The organism is Verrucomicrobia bacterium S94 (assembly GCA_004299845.1).
Classification (GTDB): domain Bacteria; phylum Verrucomicrobiota; class Kiritimatiellia; order Kiritimatiellales; family Pontiellaceae; genus Pontiella.
Map to the genome: position 1 here is coordinate 247,448 of CP036201.1, position 16,108 is coordinate 263,555.

Genomic DNA, 16,108 nt, shown 5'->3' on the forward strand with positions numbered 1-16,108 from the left:
AGGAGATCTTTATTATGGTTACGATTAAGAATGAACGCCCCGGCATCCTGATTATTCCGGATGCCGGACTGAAACTGCTGCCGGGAGAATCCATCACCGTTGAGCAGCGCACCGATCAGATCAAGCATGCCCTAAAGCAAAAGCTGGTGAAACGTTCAGAGGAAGAAACGGAGGCTCCGGAAGAAAAATCCGTCGACCTCAGCACAATGAACGCAACTGAAGCCATTGCCGAAGTCAATCAAATGGACGATCCCGATCTGCTTCAAGGGTACCTGCAGACTGAAAAGCGCAAAACCGTACTCGAAGCGCTGGGCGACCGGCTCGAAGAAGTGGGAAGCGAACGTGTTGCTGACTGACCTCATCAGCGATCTTCGTATTGACCTGTCCGATCCGGACGCATCGCTCTTTCAAGAGAACACCTTGGAGCGGTGCGTCCGGAAGGCGGTCTATAAGTTTTCTCGGGATGCGAAGCTAACGCTGACCATTTCCGGAGATAACATTTCACCGGATCCAGAGGGAGAAACGCGAGAGCTGCTTCTTTTGCTGGGCCAGATCCATGCCTGTCAGGTGATGCGGTCGGCCACGGCCAATGCTTTCTCTTTCTCCAGCGGTGACAAGAAGGTCGACAAATCCAAACAGCCGGAACACTGGGCCAAGTTGGAACTAGATCTACAAGCTGAATATGACCGTCGACTGGAAGCTTTAAATCCTGATATTCAGATTAATGACGATAACTACATGATCACGCCGGGACTACAACCTGTCATTTACGAACAAGGCATCTGCGTGGATGAGGGCTGTGAATGCTGCTGAGCGAGCAGGAAAAGGCGCAGGCCGTCCGTGATGTCCGCGAGTTGATCGTTTCTTCCGGCGTTACCGCCGCTGTGTTGCGCGTGGAGCCCTCAGAAAACCTGTATGGAAGCGATGACCAATCCTACAGCGAAAACGCCACCATCCCCGTGGAAATTGTCCACACGCCGCCCGAGGAACTGAGCGGTAAAATCGACGCGACCCTTTCCGTCCTTCCGGATGCCGATGTTTTGGCTGAAGATCGTCTTCGAATCGAGGATGTTGTTTATCGGATCCAAACCATTGCCGAAGAACATTTTTTCGGCACGACCACCCATCAATCCATTGAACTGGTAAAGCTTCATGGGCGTTAAACGAACCGGCGACTGGAATAAGGCAAAGGCCAAACTCAATGGTACGCTCGGTGCCCGTATCGCGGCGGCCCTGCAGCAGGCCACCATTCGCAACACCCTTTTCCTTGTTCGCGAAATCCAGCGCGGTATCCGTAGTCAGGCTCCTGGCGGCAAACCCTTCGCCAAACTGGCCGACAGCACCATTGACCGCAAAGGTTCCAGCAAAGCCCTCATCGACACCGGCTTTCTGATCAATTCCATCACCCAGAAAATCATGGCCGACAAAGCTTTTGTCGGCCTGCTCCGAGGCACCGTCAACAAAGACGGCGAGGATATGGTCAACATCGGCGCGGTAATGGAATACGGCGCGACCATCAACCATCCCAACGGCGCGACCATTATTATCCCCGCCCGCCCATTTTTGCACCCGGTTATGCAGAAGCACCGCAAGGCGATTGAGCAGAATTATCGGGAGGCTCTGCAGTCCCTTCTCTAAAGGAAATACTGGATTGACATTTGCTTAGCTCAATATAGGGTATACCCCTATACACTATTAAATTTGGAAAGGTATTCAGATGGCTCTCTGTGGAACAGATCAAAATAAAGAACGACTTATCAAGCGGCTCAATCGCATTGAAGGTCAAATTCGCGGTCTCAGTGGAATGATTGAAAATGATCGAGATTGCATCGATGTTCTCCGTCAAGTGGTTTCCGTATCAGGAGCCATTAAAGGTGTTTGGACTCAAATTGTTGGAGACCACCTGAAAGGGTGCATAAAAAACGCAACGCTTCAAGATGACAGTAGCGATCAGCTTATAGATGAGTTAGTCGATCATCTCAGCAAAATCAAATAATTGCCTCAAGGACATAAATCATGCACGAAAACGTATTAAAGCAGCTTCATCATGAGCACAATTTCGAAGGTGATGCTCAGGAAAATGAAAAAAAGACACTACAAGTAATTATCCTGACCGGGATAACGATGTGTGTAGAAATTGTTGCTGGAATCTTTACCGGTTCAATGGCTTTGCTGGCAGACGGCTGGCATATGGGAACTCATGCTTTTGCGCTGGGAATCACCTATTTTGCTTATGTCATGGCCAGAAAGTATTCCGGCTCTTCAAAGTTTGGTTTTGGCACCGGAAAATTCGGGATTCTATCCGCTTACACAAGCGCTCTGTTTTTGGGCGGAACAGCAATTTATATGATGGTTGAGTCGGTTGAGCGTTTTTTTCACCCCGTAAATATTGCATTTAATGAAGCTATTGGAGTCGCTCTTGTCGGGCTTATTGTCAACGTAGTAAGCGTATGGATGCTCCATGGTCAAGAAGGTCACCATCACCACCATGAACATGACCACCATCATGAGCATGATCATCACCATGATCACAACCTTCGAGCGGCATATTTGCATGTGATTGCAGATGCGTTGACTTCTGTTCTGGCGATTATCGCTCTGATTACAGGAAAGTATTTGGGATGGGTTTTCCTCGATCCCGTTATGGGTATCGTTGGAGGAGTCCTCATTGCCAAGTGGGCGTGGGGTTTGCTTCGGAGCAGCGCACTCATCCTGCTTGATGGAAACACTCAAAAAAACCTTCATAATGAAGTGGTCGAGGCGATTCAGTCTGATGGAGACAGTATTATTGGAGACCTCCATATTTGGCCGGTTAGCTCAAACGCTCTTGCCGCCACAATGACTATTGTCACAAAAGAAAAGCGTAGTCCCCAAGACTACCATTCGCGCCTATCAGAATTTTCAAAACTGAAACATACAACAATAGAGATTCATGACTGCACTGATGATTCATGCCGGTGCAGACAAATCTAATATTCAGATTTACAGTGTAGATCTTTGATAAGGAGAACGGTTCCCCTCAACAGGAAACCGTTCTCCTTTTTTGCATCAACTCTCCGACACATTCACGGCGTTTCCGGTAAGTAACCCTCCAGAAGCAACTGGAGAGCGCCGTGGGCACCATTCGAACCGTTACCGAAACCTTAATCAGAAAGATCAAAGCCGACATCCATCCGGGTGCGGTTTTGGTTTTGCCTGATGATCTGTTTGAGGTGCAGCGAACGCCATGCGTGATTCTTCAAGGCCCGAAGCTGACCGAAAATCGCCAACGGCGGAGCCTGAGCCGCCTGATAGATAAGGATATCGAAAACCTCTCCTATGAGGAGTGTGCTTTCCCGCGCCTCTACCACCTGGACTTCGACCTCATCATCACTGTGGACCGTGAATCCGAACTGCTGGATTTTCACGAAGCGGTTTCCCGATTTATTCAATGCACCCCGGTTTTGTCGATTGATGACAAGGGTGCCCTCAACCTGACCGAACTCGCGCCGCTTGGCGGCCTGATCCGGGTCAATCTTTCCAATCTTAAACAGAGCGCCGGGCGCATCCGCATCGAGGACTGCCCGGTATATGACGGCCAGATCCTCAACGGCCAGCTCATCAAAGACCGCACTTTCGAGTTTCACGGCAGCGTGAACGAAAAACGAACCTATAACCCTCAAGGAGATGTATTGTGATTGAAATCCATAACCTTCAGTTCCAACCGCTCACCTTCAATATGGCCGGGGAGAAAACCCTGCATCTCGGCTCGCGTGAGCGTACTGCGATTCCCGACAAGGAGGTGTCGCATGAAATCAGGCTGGCTGAAAAGCATGGCCTAATCCGCCTGCAGAAGCAGCCAGCCAAAAAACCGGCCCTCACTACAGAAAAGCCAAAAGCTGCTTCCACAGCAAAAACCACCAAGGGAGGAAAATAATCATGCCGAGCTATCTATCTCCGGGTGTTTATCCTCGCGAAACGGACTTCAGTTTTTATGTAAAGCAGATCTCCACCTCGTCTGCCGCCATGGTGGGCGTTGCTGAAAAAGGTCCGATCAATAAGCCGACACTGGTAACGAGCTGGGAGCAATTCCTGAAAACCTTTGGCGGCTACATCAACGAAGGATACCTTGCCTATGCGGCACGGGCGTTTTTTGATAACGGCGGATCTGTCCTGTACGTCTGCCGGGTGGCACACTATGCCGATCCAACGGACCGCAATACCCTGAGCGGTCAGAAAGCCGCCGCAAAGCTGGTCAGCCAAATGGACATGTATCTCTTGAATGGAGATCCGGACCCGCTCCCACCGCAGGAGGTGTATGATGTATTTGCAATCAATGAAGGCATCTGGGCCAATCGGCTGGAGGTCCAAATTGAAAACGTCGGCCTGTCCGGCGGTACGTTCCTCCTTTCGGTCATCTACAAAGGCGAGACCGTTGAGCGGTTTACTGATGTCAGCTCCGACGAAAACGCTACGGATTTCGTGGAACTGCGCGTCAATGGCGTCTCCGATTACATCACCATTCATGATATTTGGGAGCCTGTCGGAGATACGGGAATGGGAACGCCTCGTGGAGGAACCTATGCGTTGAGCGGCGGAGAAAACGGTGTAGTGGATATGGCCGACTCCGACTATATCGGCGATCCGTCCCAGCATACCGGCCTTTTTGCGTTTGATGAAGTCGATGCGCTGAACCTGCTGATGGTTCCTGGAGTGACTACCGTTCCGGTTATTAATGCAGGGATTGGCTACGCCGAAAGCCGCAAGGATCTTCTATTCATTGCCGACGCACCACCCATGTTGGAGCCATTGGATGTGGTGAACTTCCGTAAAGGACAAGGAACCTACACGCATGCGGCGTTCAATTCGTCCTATGCCGCGCTCTATTATCCATGGCTCGAAATCAGTGATCCGGTGACCGCTCAGAAAAAGAATATTCCTCCCAGCGGTGCGGTGGCCGGGTGTTGTGCGCGAAGCGATCAGAAGACGCATGTCTGGTGGGCACCTGCCGGAATCGACCGAGGCCGCATTTTCAACGCACTGACTGTTGCTTACAAAACCAGCCGGGGCGAACGCGATGTGCTGTATCCGGAAGGCATCAATACGATTGCCGTCTTCCCCGACACCGGCATCAACATCTGGGGACAGAAGACGCTTCAGAGCCAGCCGTCGGCTGTGGATCGAGTTAATGTGCGTCGTCTGATGATGTATATCGAAGAGGCGATTTCTGAATCCTCCCGTTTCGTGGTTTTTGAACCAAACAACCCGCAGACGTGGCGGGCGTTGGGTCGTTTAATCAATCCGTTCCTGCAGGACATCAAGGAAAAAGGCGGCCTGTACGATTACGCCTTCCAGTGCGATGAGGAAACCAATACACCCGTGGTGATCGACCGGAACGAAATGATGGCGCGGGTCTTCGTTAAGCCAACCAAGACGGCGGAATTCATCGAACTCAACTTTATCCTCTCCGGAACCGGAGCGGTCTTCAGCGAACTTATCCCATAAGGAGAACCGATTATGAATAGCGGAAATATGCCCAAGAGCCTCTATCAAAACTGGCAATTTGCCATCGAGGTAAACGGCTTTGACGTGGCCCTGTTCCACAAGGGACAGGAGCCGAAAACTGAATTTGAGGAGGTGGCCTTCGCCCCCGCCGGATCGATGTTCGATCAAAAAGTCGCCGGTCGGGTGAAGTTTGAGGATATCAGTCTCGAGAAAGGGATTCTCCAGGACGGCTCCGATGAAGCGGCCCGCGAATGGGTCAAAAAGCAGGTCGACGTGAACGCCGTCACCGGCGGACTGCCTGCCGACTATATGCGCGATGTCGATCTGGTGCGTTATGACCGGAGCGGTAACGAAACCCGCCGCTGGACACTGCACGGCGCATGGATCAAAGGCTTGGAATATGACGAGCTCGAAGGTGGCAACACGGAAAATACCTTCGAAAAACTCACCCTCTGCTACCAGTACTGGACTTAATCAGGAGTAAACCCATGTACACATTTGAATTACCCAGCGGCACCGAGATCGAACTCAAAGAGATGACCGGTGTTGAAGAAGAACTGCTGACCAATCAGCGCCTCATCCGAAATGGCGAGGCCATCAATCAGGTGCTGAAAAATTGCACCGTTCGGCTTGGTGATAACGACAAACCGAGCGTAAGCGATATGCTGGAACTACTGTCCGGTGACCGGCTTTTCGCTCTGGTCAAGCTGCGCCAGATTTCTCTCGGCGACGAGGTAGAACTGGAACTGGCCTGTCCGAACACCGGGTGTCGAATGAATAACTTTGTGACCGTCAATCTGGACGACTCGAAGGTTACGCCATACACCGATGAACGTGAGTTTTCATTCACGTTACCCGGGGCCAATAAAACGGTGCGGTTTGGACTCCTTGATGGTCACAAGGAAAAACGGCTGGCGGCGCTGCGTGAGCCGAATATTTCTTCGGCCATGCTGATTCGAATCCTTGAGATCGATGATAAAGCCCCGAGTAAAAAATCCCTTGCTGAAATGTCGATGCGTGACCGCAGTGCCCTGCGTCAGGAGATGGCGCGGGTGGATGCGGGGATTGATACGGCAGTGGAAGTCGAGTGCGACGGATGCGGTACCCGAATCCGTACCAGACTGGAATCCGAAGCGGCTTTTTTATTTCCCGGAGTTCGCTTGTAAGCGACAGCTTTTTTCTCGCTTACGGCGGACTCCACTGGAGCTATCAGGAAATAAGAGTGCTGCCGCTCCAGCTTCGGCAACAGTTTGTTGAAGCTTTGGAGCGGCAGCTTGATTTTGAACGGGAGCAAATGGATAAATCATGATGGGCAACGACCTCGGGCTGGGCTTGGTGGTATCCATGACGGATGCCTTTTCGCAAAACGCCCAGCGCATTGAAAATTCCATGGAAAGCCTCGACGGATCGGTCGCGGCGGCCAGCGAGCGCATGACCAAAAATCTGGATCGCATTCAAAAAGGTATGATAATGACCGGAGCCGGTCTTGCGCTTCTGGCCGCCCCCGCCGCGTTGGCTGCATCAACTGCTGCTTCCCAGAAAGCATTGGGCGAGCTTTCCTCGTTGGGAGTGAAAGACCTTGGAGCCATCGAGACCGCCGCCGAATCATTCACGAACAAATGGGCCGGATCCAATAAGGCGGAATTCATTACCGCTACCTACGATGTAAAGTCGGCTCTCTCCAGCCTCAGCGATGAGGCAGTCGGCGTTTTTACCGACATGGCCGGTCTCACCGCCAAGGCCACCAAGGCGACTACGCAGGAGATGGTCGGCACCTTCACCTCTGCCTACGGTATCTTCAAACCCATCATGACTGACATGACCGATATGGAATGGGCCACTGCCTTTTCCGGTGCCATGGCGCAGACCGTTGCCTCGTTCAAAACCAATGGCGGCCAGATGGCCGATGCCATCAAGAACATTGGTGCGGTCGCGGCGGCGAGCAAAGTCCCGTTGCAGGAACAGTTGGCAGTGCTCGGCCAGCTTCAAACCACCATGCCCGGTTCCGAGGCCGGAACGCTTTATAAAGCATTCGTCATGAAAGCTGCAGAGGCCGGTGATGAGCTGGGGCTGTCTTTCACCGGTGCATCCGGTCAGCTCAAAGGCGTGGTGCCGATTTTGCAGGAAATCAAAAAGCAGTTCCCCGACTTGTCGCAGGCCGCCGCACAGGTGAAACTAAAGAAAGCGTTTGGCTCCGATGAGGCTGTTAAGTTTGTGCTGCAGATGTCGGCGGGCATGGATTCGCTTGAAGGCAATATTCAGGCGGTTGGCAATGCTATGAAAACCGGAACGGTTGTCACCGAAAAGATGGCCTCCGCGATGAATCAGGACATCGGAGCGCAGTTTGGTTTGATCCGGCAACAGCTGTCCAACCTGCTGGAAATATTGGGAGCAACGCTGCTTCCCATTGTCTCACCGATCATGAACGGCATCTCGCGCATCATTCTACATTTTCAGAAAATGGCTAAATCAATGCCTGGAGTCACACGGGCCATACTCGCACTCTCCATGGCACTCGGTGCGGTGCTGGTCGTTGCTGGGCTGGTAACGTCGGCGGTCGGGCTGGTTGGACTCATGCTTCCGGCGGTGAAAGCGGGATTCCTCGCCATCAGTACCGCCGCCGCAGGAATGGGATCAACCATTGCCGCCAGCTTTTTTCCCGTTACCGCCGTGATCGCCGGAGTGGTGCTGGCGGTTTATCTGCTGAAAAAAGCGTGGCAGACCAACTTCGGAGGTATCCGCGATACGGTCTCCGGGGCATGGAACAAAATCAAACTGGTGTTTACGGGCATCAGATCCTTAATGTCCTCCCTCAGCGGTGGCACGGGCCAAATGTCGGCGGAGCTGGCTGAAAAGCTGCGCTCGGTTGGATTGCTCGGGTTCGTGGTGACGGTATTCAAAGTGTTCTACCGGGTGCGCGAAGGTCTCGCCGGACTCTGGGGAGCATTTGCTCATGCCTTCAGCCGAATCCGTTCGATCCTTGAGCCGGTTGCCAAGTCGCTGGGTTCGGCATTTGGCTCGCTCTTTAAGGCGATCTTTTCCGTCGGCGAAATTCTGGGTATCACCGCGAATGCTGCGGACGGATCAGGTTGGCGCAAATTCGGCGCGGTTATTGGTACCGTTGTCGGTGTGTTAATGCAGGGGCTGGCTTATGCACTTCGTATCGTCGCGTGGAATATCGGGATGATCGTCAAGGCGCTGACCATTGTCGTGCGGAGCGTCGTATGGGTTGGCAAAGTAATCGTCGGTTCACTGATTTACGCGATCAAATTTATCGGCAAATTCCTGCTGCCCGTTCGCATGATCGGGCAGGCATTTGTGGCTGCCGGAAAGATTATCTATTCGGTCTGGCAGATTCTGACCGGTGATGTCTCCCTGCTGGAAGGATTGAAGGCCATTGGTGGTGCGGTGTTTGGTTTTCTGGCGACACCGTTCCGTTGGGCCTTCGATGTGATTAAAGGTATCTGGAGCGGTATTGCCGGATTATTTCGGGGCATTGGACGATTTTTTAGCGCAATCGGATCCAGCATTCTGAGCACCTTTATGAACCTCCCGCTGGTCAGTACGATTCGGAATCTCTTTGCAACCGTGAAGGCGTTCTTTTCCGGTGATCTAACCTTTTTCGAGGCGGGTAAAAAATTGCTCGTCACGCTCGGAAAAGGGATCTGGTCGACTGTTACCTATCCGTTCAATATGCTCAAAAACGCACTCGGCAAACTGCGAAAGCTTCTCCCATTTTCTGATGCCAAAGAAGGACCGCTTTCCACGTTGACTACGTCAGGAAAAGCATTACTCGAAACATTGGCTGGCGGCATGGCCGCCGCGCAGAACGCGCCCACCAGTATATTCAAAACCGCGACCCAAGGGATTCTTGCATCGCTTTCCGGAGCGTGGAATGGGATACGGAATGTGGGTAAGGCTGCGATGATGCATCTAGCAGTTCCGATGAAAAACGGAAACTGGGGAGCATTAGCCGAAGGTGCGGTTCAGGCCGGAAGCCGAATCAAGGCCGCACTGAGTAATGTCATGCCGAAGTTGCCCATTCCTGACTTTGTGCGAAATATGCTCCCGCGCCCGGCACAACCTGCGATGCCGTCGACAAAGAATATTCAACCAGCCATGCCAATGGTCGCAACGCAAACGCCATCAATCATTCCTGCGACGCTTTCGGCAGTGCTGATGCTGACTCCGGTGTTGGCTTCCGCGATTCCGGATACGATGACCACCACGCTCTCATCCTCGGCTATTCAGTTGCCATCGCCGGATCCAATTGCCGTAGCCGCACAGGTAGACCCGCAGATCGGAGCCATTCCCTCCATCGAAACCCCGGGCGACAAACCGGCCACCGTGGGCAATGAAGTATTCCAGCCCATCCGTTTGCCGGAAGTCGAATCAAGGCAGCACAACCCCGAAAAGCTGGCCACCGTTCGGCAAAGCAGCAATACCCCACAAGCACAGGAAGGGAGCCGCCCGGATGTCGCGCAACTGCTCGAAGCTCTGCTGGGTAAAATCGATGCGCTGGCTGAACGCCCGATTGACGTATCGGTCGCCACCCATATCGATGGCCGTCAGGTCGCCGAGGCGGTTTACAAGAACCAGCGAGAACAGAAAATCAGAAATTATGGAACGTTGTGAGGTGATGTGTGAGTTGGGATAAACAACCGATCAAGGGCTATCTGGTCGATGCCGACACGGGTGAGCGACTGGAGTTTCAGTATAACCCGAATAATATCAGCGACGAAAAGTCGACCAGCTATGCCGCTGTCAAAATTCCGGGCATGAGCCATCCACGCTATCAGTATGTCGCCGGAGAGCCGCGTCGGATCGTTTTCAAGATCGAGCTATTCAAAGATTCGGTAAAGCAGAAGGTCGACTGGCTTCGCTCCCTGCAATATCCGGAGCACGCCGGAAGCATGCTTAAAAATGCCCCGCACCGTGTGATTCTCATTTTCGGCGATCTTTATCCCGGCGTGACCTGTATCGTTCGATCCGTAAAGGCCCGCTATTTCGGGTTATTCGATCAGACCAATCTTGCTCCGCAACGGGCCGAGGTGGATATCACGCTTGAAGAATACGTTGATCAATCCGTCAACGGATCGGAGGTGCGCTCATGATTCGCAAAGATTCCCGTTACGCCCAATCGATTCTCTATAAAAGCAGTGACGGCGATTCGCTCGGAATGCGTCGACGAATCGATACCACGCCCCGTTTCGACGACTGTTTTCATACCGTCATTGATGGTGATCGGATCGACCTTCTGGCCCACCGATACCTCGGCAATGCCAAGCTCTGGTGGATCATCTGCGATTACAACGATCTGTTTTTCCCGCTGGAGTTGGCGCTCGGGCAGGTTCTCCGTTGCCCCTCGAAAGATCACGTCAATATGCATATTCTGGACTGAGCACTTAATGGAGCGCTTCTCCCGCTCGCATATCAGCAGGAGACAACCGCTTCTTTTGATCGAACCGTCGTTTGTATTCCTCAACATCCCAGAGCCACGCTTCTTCAATCTCGTATTGGGTGTTGTAAAGAACCCAGATCAGGTAATCCCATTCGTAGTTGCTGGCTTTGCCTACCAATGTCACCTTTGATCCCGGTTTGCCACTGGGACGATTCGCTTTCACCTGATATCTCTTCCCGTCATGCACAAAATCACTTCCTCTAGAAACAGCGGTTTTGTCCTGCATATAAGCGGAATAATCTGCATCTGAGCATCCAACCAGCATCGCCGCATCATATTCAGACACGGTTGAAGTGATTGCTGGCGCGACCCCGTAGCGTTTTTGCCATTCCAAAGCAGTTGCAACTAATTGTTCGCGAAGTTCCATCCCTACATCTCCGTTTGTTGAAAGCAAAGCGGAGCTTATGAAATAACGCATTTCTTTTCAATGTTCACCAGCCCGAGATTGTATTCAGACACATCTCTTCCGTTTCCGGTAAGTAAGCAGAGAACGACCGGAGACGTGCATGGAACTCGATACTTTTAAACCAACCTATTTGATTCAGATTGAAGGGCAATCGCTCTCCAAAGACATCACGCAGGAAATCACCTCGTTTGTTTTTACCGACAACGAGGAGGAGCTGGATGTGCTGGAGTTGTCGATCAGCAACCGCAACCTGCAGTTTGTCGATGACCCGCTCTTTCAGGAAGGAAACGAGATCATTGCCCGTTTCGGTTATGTCGGGAACCTGTCTCCCCGCAAAAAGGCGGTCATCAAAGATATCGACTACGATTTCCCCGAAGGCGGTGCGCCCACCATTCGCATAAAAGCCTATGACAAAGGGTTCAAACTCGCAGGGAAAGAAAATCAAAAGGTCTGGCAAAAACCAGCTCCAGGCATTCTCTACTCCGAAATTGCCGAACAGATCGCCGCCGCGAACGCACTCAGCCCCGTCGTTACACCGACCGTTGGATATCACTTGCGTGTCATACAGAGCAATCAATCCGACGCCATTTTCCTGAAGGAGCTGGCGAGTAAAGCCCGCGATCAGAACGGTCAGGGAATTACGGGATACAGCTTTTTTGTGCAGGATGATGAATTGCACTTCCACCCCCGGGAGCTGGATAAAACTCCGTCTCTGACTCTGGAATACTTCACGGATCAAAAAGGCGTCCTGCGCTCATTTCGTCCGGAGACGCAGTCGCAGGGAGCCAAGGGCGCGGGCGTCGAAATAAAAACAGTCGGCGTGGATCCCCGCAAAAAAGAAGCGGTGGAGCATAAAGCCAACAATGAAACCACTCCTGAGCGAACATCGCTGGGCAAGCAGACCTATCTGGTGGACGGCAATACGGGCGAAGGCCGATTCAAAGAGCAGGAGACCGGTGCTGTTGTGCCGAGTTTTGAGCGTTCCGAGGGCTTTCATGAAGAACCGGCGCAGGAACCCGCACAGGACGTGGCCGAGGGGAAATTCAGGGAAGCCGAACTTAAGCAGGTGGAAGCGACTGCCGTGACCATCGGCATTCCCCGCTTACGGGCGAAAAATAACGTGGAGGTTAAGGGCGTAGGTCGGAAGTTTTCTGGTGTGTATTACTGCAACTCCGTCCGCCACAGCTTTGGTTCATCCGGCTACTCCTGCGAACTCAAACTCAAGAAAAATGCTCTGGGTAAAGGGGCTGGCGATAAGTCGGTGCTGACCACGGGCAAAACCAACGATCAAGAAGGTTCCGCAACCCCACAACCCGATGCCCCGGCGATGGTCACGGTCAACGCGGATTCTGGCGCAATCACATAGGAGTATATGACATGGAGAATGTTCAACAAATTATAACGACTGGCTCTCTTATTGGGTTTAATGATTCGCTGCAGGTGGAACTGTTGCCCGGTGGGCGGTGCGTCCGTCTAACGAATAACTTTAAGGTGACGTTGGCCGTTGGGCGAATGATCACAGTTCCCGCCGGATTCGAGACCGACTTTGCATCGGTTCCCCGCCTGTTCTGGCGAATCATTCCGCCATGGGGGCGCTATTCTGCTGCGGCGGTGGTACATGACTACCTTTATGCAACCGCATCGATCACCCGTTATGAGGCCGACCGTATATTCCTGGACTTGATGAAGCGGCTCGGGGTGCCGCTCTGGAAACGCCGTCTGATGTACCGAGCAGTTCGCCTCGGTGGCTGGGCTTCTTGGAAAAGGTTCCGGAGTCAAAACCGATGACTGCAACCAAGCCGTATTACGGCAAATATCGCGCGTTCGTGCGCGATAACCATGATCCTGAACGGTTGGGACGGGTACGGCTCGAAATCCCCGCTGTGTTGGGCACTGGCCGCGACAATTGGTCAGACTGGGCCGCTCCCTGTTTCCCGTATGGTGGGAACGACGATTGCGGCATGTTCCTCGTACCGGAAGAAGGTGCGTCGGTCTGGGCAGAGTTTGAAGGCGGCATCGTTCAATACCCAATTTGGAGTGGTGTATGGCTGGCGGGAAGCAATCCCGGCGAGCAACCGGAGGAATCCAAGCGCACCTGCAGCAGTGCATTCTGTAAAGATTGCGAGGACCAGCAGGAACACCAAGCGCATCCGCACGATCACCTCGAACATAAAAAATATCATAACCATCCGGAATATTACTGTCCGCGCTTCCGGGTGCTTCTGAAAACGGAGACCGGCCACACCATTCTCGCCGATGACCGTGATGGTGATGAATTGATGCGCCTGATTGATCGCGCCGGTCAAATCCTCACGATGGAGGCCAAAGTAAAGTCGGAGATGCAGCAAGGCAATGCCCTCAAGCGCGGAACTAAAGATGCTGAACGCGGCGACCAGCTCGACATTTCATCCCAGATTGTCGATGCAAAGGCGCGAATTCAACTGACCGATCTCTGTCGCCAGAAGATAGTTTTAGAAGCGTGGCAGGATGAGGAAAAGGTCCACATTCTTTCCTGCGACAAAGGCCGCTCCCGCTGGCAAAAGATTCTGATCGATACCACCAAGGGGCGCGAAAAGGTCCACATCTGGGGGCTTAACGGTACTCAGGAAATCCTGATCGACTCCACTGCGGGCCGGGAAATGATCCGTCTGAGTGATAAAGCAAAACAAACCGTCACGCTCAACGCCGCCTCGGGCACGGAGAGCATCAGCGCAACCGACAAAGCGGGCAGCCTCATTTTTATGGATGGAGTCGGCGGCAACATCATCATCCAATCCACCAGCCAAGTTTTGATTAACCCATAAGGAGTGTTTAAATGAACGAAACTAAACCAAGCGGACTAAGCGCGTCAGAAGAACTACTGGCCCGCACTTTTGAAACATGGCGAACGGAATTTCGCGGTATTCTCGAAACCCATCGTCAGGAAATTCAGGATCGTCTCGAAAAGATCGAACGCGAAATCGAGAAGAAATCCGATAAGGAAAATGTGGATGTACTGGTGCGCGGTATTCATTCGGACCTGCATCGCCATGCAGAAGAGATCGACCGTCTGCACAGCCGTATCAGCACAAAAGTGGGTGTGGATACCATGTGGAAAGTGCTCGGTCTCGCATTGGGGATCGGTACCGCTGTCGGCGGGCTGATTGGTTATCTCATCAATCTAATAATGAAGTTGAAATCATGAGCGCACCGCAGGCACGTCTAGGAGACAGCAGTAGTCACGGCGGTGTTATCATTTCAGCCGCCGTTCGCACCATGGTGAACGGCATCCCTGTTGCCCGCATGGGCGATCTACACGTTTGCCCAATTCCCGGTCACGGAGTTACGCCCATCGTAACCGGCAGCACAACTACGCTGACCGAAGGCAAACCCAATGCTCGACTCGGCGATCAATGTGGCTGTGGAGCTGTAATTGTCGCGGGTAGCCCAGACGATTTGCTTAGTTAACATCAGGAGTCAGCAACCATGAATCAACCGCCATCCATTGTTTACTGGGATGTTTTCCCGAAACTGATCCGTGTTTCCACATCCGATCTGCCTCAGTCCATTCCGCTTTCGTTACGGGGCGATGTGGAGGCGCCTCTGTTTTTTTCATCCAACCCCTTGATTGCCGATGTGGATGAATCCGGCGTTGTGATCTGTGGTATGCAGCCCGGTGCGGCGGTTCTGACGATCTGCCGCTCTGAGGAACTGGATAGCATCCGTTATGTGCAGGTGGAGGTCTACGGCGCACCGATCAGCAGTGGAGCGTTGCCAACATGAGTGAGTTGAATTACTGGGATATTTTCCCTCAGAGCATTCGTTTTTCAAAGAGCGATGAGATGCAGTTTATTCCGCTGTCGATGCGGGGTTCGGAGCGGTCGGTGGAGTTTGAATCCTCCAATCCTGCCGTGGCAGAGGTCTCTGAAGATGGTGTGCTGACCGCCGGAATGGAGGTCGGAAATGCAATGATCATGGTGCGGGACAGTGAAAATCGAAATACCCTGCGTTACCTGCAGGTGGAAGTGCGTGATTCGTCTTGGTTCGCCAATCATCCCGACTACGTTCTCGATCTTGGCGAAAATGTGACACTCCAAGGCTCTGTGATTGATGCCTTGAGCACAAATGCAGTTGCCGGTGTTTTGATGACCATTCGCCGCAATTCAGGGGGATCGATTGTCGCTCAGCAAATCACGGACAGTCGGGGTGAATATGAGGTGGAACTTTATGAAGGAGTCTATATTTACGAGGCAACCGCCCAGAATTATATCAGCTCCACCGGACTAATCAGTGTCGCGGCCAGTGGGAGTATTGGTCAGCACATCGTGATGTCTCCCGAACTAAACGGTCAGGTGGCCCGTATTGTTTTGCAGTGGGGAGAAACTCCCCGAGATCTGGATTCCCACCTGCGAGGCCCCCGACCTGGAGGAGGAAGCTTTCATGTCTCCTATTCAGATGACTATGTGGAAGATTGCGGCGAGTTGGATGTCGACGACACGTCATCGTATGGACCGGAAACGATCACGATGCTCCGGTTGGTAGCAGGGACGTATCTCTACAGCGTTCACGACTATACGAACAGGAATTCGTCAACCAGCACTGGGCTGGCGAATTCGAATGCGACGGTGAAGCTCTTTTTTCACGATGGTCAGGAACTAACTTTCAATGTGCCCGATCAGCCCGGGACACTCTGGAACGTATTCGAAATTGACGGCGCAACCGGAGTCATCACGCCTCTGAATGAAATGGAATTTGAATCCAATATCTAATGATGTTGG

At 52.6% G+C, this 16,108-nt stretch carries 22 protein-coding genes; 21 read left to right on the forward strand and 1 reads right to left on the reverse strand.

Features of this window, described 5'->3' with window-relative positions; translation table 11 throughout:
• Nucleotides 1-14: 14 nt before the first annotated feature.
• The 14 genes from EGM51_01020 to EGM51_01085 all read left to right on the forward strand — a co-directional run bounded on the left by EGM51_01020 (nt 15) and on the right by EGM51_01085 (nt 10,885).
• Nucleotides 15-356: a hypothetical protein gene (locus tag EGM51_01020; GenBank protein QBG46061.1), complete on the forward strand. Its 342-nt coding sequence runs from the start codon at nt 15-17 to the stop codon at nt 354-356.
• A complete protein-coding gene (locus EGM51_01025) occupies nt 343-813 on the forward strand; it encodes a hypothetical protein (GenBank protein QBG46062.1) in 471 nt (156 codons plus the stop codon). Before EGM51_01020 ends, EGM51_01025 begins: the two co-directional genes overlap by 14 nt.
• Nucleotides 804-1,163, forward strand: a complete 360-nt coding sequence (locus EGM51_01030; GenBank protein QBG46063.1) for a hypothetical protein — start codon at nt 804-806, stop codon at nt 1,161-1,163. The genes EGM51_01025 and EGM51_01030 overlap by 10 nt, the downstream gene beginning before the upstream one ends.
• On the forward strand, nt 1,153-1,638 hold the full coding sequence (locus EGM51_01035) for a hypothetical protein (protein ID QBG46064.1): 486 nt from the start codon (nt 1,153-1,155) through the stop codon (nt 1,636-1,638). The genes EGM51_01030 and EGM51_01035 overlap by 11 nt, the downstream gene beginning before the upstream one ends.
• Nucleotides 1,639-1,717: 79 nt before the next feature.
• Nucleotides 1,718-1,996 carry a transcriptional regulator gene (locus EGM51_01040; protein ID QBG46065.1) on the forward strand — a complete coding sequence of 93 codons (279 nt, stop codon included), beginning with the start codon at nt 1,718-1,720 and terminating at the stop codon, nt 1,994-1,996.
• A 20-nt stretch (nt 1,997-2,016) separates the two neighbouring features.
• Complete coding sequence (locus EGM51_01045) at nt 2,017-2,973, forward strand: cation transporter (GenBank protein ID QBG46066.1); 957 nt, start codon at nt 2,017-2,019, stop codon at nt 2,971-2,973.
• Between the two features lie 140 nt (nt 2,974-3,113).
• Nucleotides 3,114-3,677 carry a hypothetical protein gene (locus EGM51_01050; protein ID QBG46067.1) on the forward strand — a complete coding sequence of 188 codons (564 nt, stop codon included), beginning with the start codon at nt 3,114-3,116 and terminating at the stop codon, nt 3,675-3,677.
• Nucleotides 3,674-3,916, forward strand: coding sequence for a hypothetical protein (locus EGM51_01055; protein ID QBG46068.1), 243 nt, complete (start codon nt 3,674-3,676; stop codon nt 3,914-3,916). The genes EGM51_01050 and EGM51_01055 overlap by 4 nt, the downstream gene beginning before the upstream one ends.
• Before the next feature lie 2 nt (nt 3,917-3,918).
• Nucleotides 3,919-5,484, forward strand: coding sequence for a phage tail protein (locus tag EGM51_01060; GenBank protein ID QBG46069.1), 1,566 nt, complete (start codon nt 3,919-3,921; stop codon nt 5,482-5,484).
• Nucleotides 5,485-5,496: 12 nt separating this feature from the next.
• On the forward strand, nt 5,497-5,958 hold the full coding sequence (locus tag EGM51_01065; protein QBG46070.1) for a phage tail protein: 462 nt from the start codon (nt 5,497-5,499) through the stop codon (nt 5,956-5,958).
• A 14-nt stretch (nt 5,959-5,972) separates the two neighbouring features.
• Entirely contained in the window at nt 5,973-6,650 is a 678-nt protein-coding gene (locus tag EGM51_01070) for a hypothetical protein (GenBank protein QBG46071.1), read from the forward strand.
• 142 nt (nt 6,651-6,792) lie between these two features.
• On the forward strand, nt 6,793-10,119 hold the full coding sequence (locus EGM51_01075) for a phage tail tape measure protein (protein QBG49215.1): 3,327 nt from the start codon (nt 6,793-6,795) through the stop codon (nt 10,117-10,119).
• An 8-nt stretch (nt 10,120-10,127) separates the two neighbouring features.
• The gene (locus EGM51_01080; protein ID QBG46072.1) at nt 10,128-10,598 is read left to right on the forward strand and encodes a hypothetical protein; all 471 of its coding nucleotides are present in this window, start codon (nt 10,128-10,130) and stop codon (nt 10,596-10,598) included.
• Nucleotides 10,595-10,885: a hypothetical protein gene (locus tag EGM51_01085; protein ID QBG46073.1), complete on the forward strand. Its 291-nt coding sequence runs from the start codon at nt 10,595-10,597 to the stop codon at nt 10,883-10,885. The genes EGM51_01080 and EGM51_01085 overlap by 4 nt, the downstream gene beginning before the upstream one ends.
• A 4-nt stretch (nt 10,886-10,889) precedes the next feature.
• Here the strand turns inward: EGM51_01085 and EGM51_01090 are convergent, their stop codons facing one another.
• Nucleotides 10,890-11,312 carry a hypothetical protein gene (locus EGM51_01090; GenBank protein ID QBG46074.1) on the reverse strand — a complete coding sequence of 141 codons (423 nt, stop codon included), beginning with the start codon at nt 11,310-11,312 and terminating at the stop codon, nt 10,890-10,892.
• 139 nt (nt 11,313-11,451) lie between these two features.
• Here EGM51_01090 and EGM51_01095 point away from each other — a divergent pair, with 139 nt between their 5' ends.
• Genes EGM51_01095 through EGM51_01125 form a run of 7 tightly spaced genes read left to right on the forward strand, consistent with a single transcriptional unit; the run spans nt 11,452 to nt 16,099 of the window.
• A complete protein-coding gene (locus tag EGM51_01095) occupies nt 11,452-12,717 on the forward strand; it encodes a phage late control D family protein (protein ID QBG46075.1) in 1,266 nt (421 codons plus the stop codon).
• Between the two features lie 11 nt (nt 12,718-12,728).
• Nucleotides 12,729-13,139 (forward strand): DUF1353 domain-containing protein, encoded by a 411-nt coding sequence (locus EGM51_01100; protein QBG46076.1) that lies wholly within the window; start codon nt 12,729-12,731, stop codon nt 13,137-13,139.
• Nucleotides 13,136-14,155, forward strand: coding sequence for a baseplate assembly protein V (locus tag EGM51_01105; protein ID QBG46077.1), 1,020 nt, complete (start codon nt 13,136-13,138; stop codon nt 14,153-14,155). The genes EGM51_01100 and EGM51_01105 overlap by 4 nt, the downstream gene beginning before the upstream one ends.
• An 11-nt stretch (nt 14,156-14,166) precedes the next feature.
• Nucleotides 14,167-14,535 (forward strand): hypothetical protein, encoded by a 369-nt coding sequence (locus EGM51_01110; GenBank protein QBG46078.1) that lies wholly within the window; start codon nt 14,167-14,169, stop codon nt 14,533-14,535.
• Nucleotides 14,532-14,798, forward strand: coding sequence for a PAAR domain-containing protein (locus EGM51_01115; protein QBG46079.1), 267 nt, complete (start codon nt 14,532-14,534; stop codon nt 14,796-14,798). Before EGM51_01110 ends, EGM51_01115 begins: the two co-directional genes overlap by 4 nt.
• An 18-nt stretch (nt 14,799-14,816) precedes the next feature.
• Entirely contained in the window at nt 14,817-15,113 is a 297-nt protein-coding gene (locus EGM51_01120; GenBank protein ID QBG46080.1) for a hypothetical protein, read from the forward strand.
• Complete coding sequence (locus EGM51_01125) at nt 15,110-16,099, forward strand: hypothetical protein (GenBank protein ID QBG46081.1); 990 nt, start codon at nt 15,110-15,112, stop codon at nt 16,097-16,099. Before EGM51_01120 ends, EGM51_01125 begins: the two co-directional genes overlap by 4 nt.
• Nucleotides 16,100-16,108 lie beyond the last annotated feature (9 nt).

Bases quoted from the DNA above. Each gene is read 5' to 3' on its own strand.
- EGM51_01075 (QBG49215.1), top strand. From the start codon at position 6,793: ATGGGCAACGACCTCGGGCTGGGCTTGGTGGTATCCATGACGGATGCC.
- EGM51_01100 (QBG46076.1), top strand. From the start codon at position 12,729: ATGGAGAATGTTCAACAAATTATAACGACTGGCTCTCTTATTGGGTTT.
- EGM51_01110 (QBG46078.1), top strand. From the start codon at position 14,167: ATGAACGAAACTAAACCAAGCGGACTAAGCGCGTCAGAAGAACTACTG.
- EGM51_01040 (QBG46065.1), top strand. From the start codon at position 1,718: ATGGCTCTCTGTGGAACAGATCAAAATAAAGAACGACTTATCAAGCGG.
- EGM51_01065 (QBG46070.1), top strand. From the start codon at position 5,497: ATGAATAGCGGAAATATGCCCAAGAGCCTCTATCAAAACTGGCAATTT.
- EGM51_01125 (QBG46081.1), top strand. From the start codon at position 15,110: ATGAGTGAGTTGAATTACTGGGATATTTTCCCTCAGAGCATTCGTTTT.
- EGM51_01120 (QBG46080.1), top strand. From the start codon at position 14,817: ATGAATCAACCGCCATCCATTGTTTACTGGGATGTTTTCCCGAAACTG.
- EGM51_01090 (QBG46074.1), bottom strand. From the start codon at position 11,312: ATGGAACTTCGCGAACAATTAGTTGCAACTGCTTTGGAATGGCAAAAA.
- EGM51_01105 (QBG46077.1), top strand. From the start codon at position 13,136: ATGACTGCAACCAAGCCGTATTACGGCAAATATCGCGCGTTCGTGCGC.
- EGM51_01030 (QBG46063.1), top strand. From the start codon at position 804: ATGCTGCTGAGCGAGCAGGAAAAGGCGCAGGCCGTCCGTGATGTCCGC.
- EGM51_01070 (QBG46071.1), top strand. From the start codon at position 5,973: ATGTACACATTTGAATTACCCAGCGGCACCGAGATCGAACTCAAAGAG.
- EGM51_01095 (QBG46075.1), top strand. From the start codon at position 11,452: ATGGAACTCGATACTTTTAAACCAACCTATTTGATTCAGATTGAAGGG.
- EGM51_01020 (QBG46061.1), top strand. From the start codon at position 15: ATGGTTACGATTAAGAATGAACGCCCCGGCATCCTGATTATTCCGGAT.
- EGM51_01035 (QBG46064.1), top strand. From the start codon at position 1,153: ATGGGCGTTAAACGAACCGGCGACTGGAATAAGGCAAAGGCCAAACTC.
- EGM51_01115 (QBG46079.1), top strand. From the start codon at position 14,532: ATGAGCGCACCGCAGGCACGTCTAGGAGACAGCAGTAGTCACGGCGGT.
- EGM51_01045 (QBG46066.1), top strand. From the start codon at position 2,017: ATGCACGAAAACGTATTAAAGCAGCTTCATCATGAGCACAATTTCGAA.
- EGM51_01085 (QBG46073.1), top strand. From the start codon at position 10,595: ATGATTCGCAAAGATTCCCGTTACGCCCAATCGATTCTCTATAAAAGC.
- EGM51_01060 (QBG46069.1), top strand. From the start codon at position 3,919: ATGCCGAGCTATCTATCTCCGGGTGTTTATCCTCGCGAAACGGACTTC.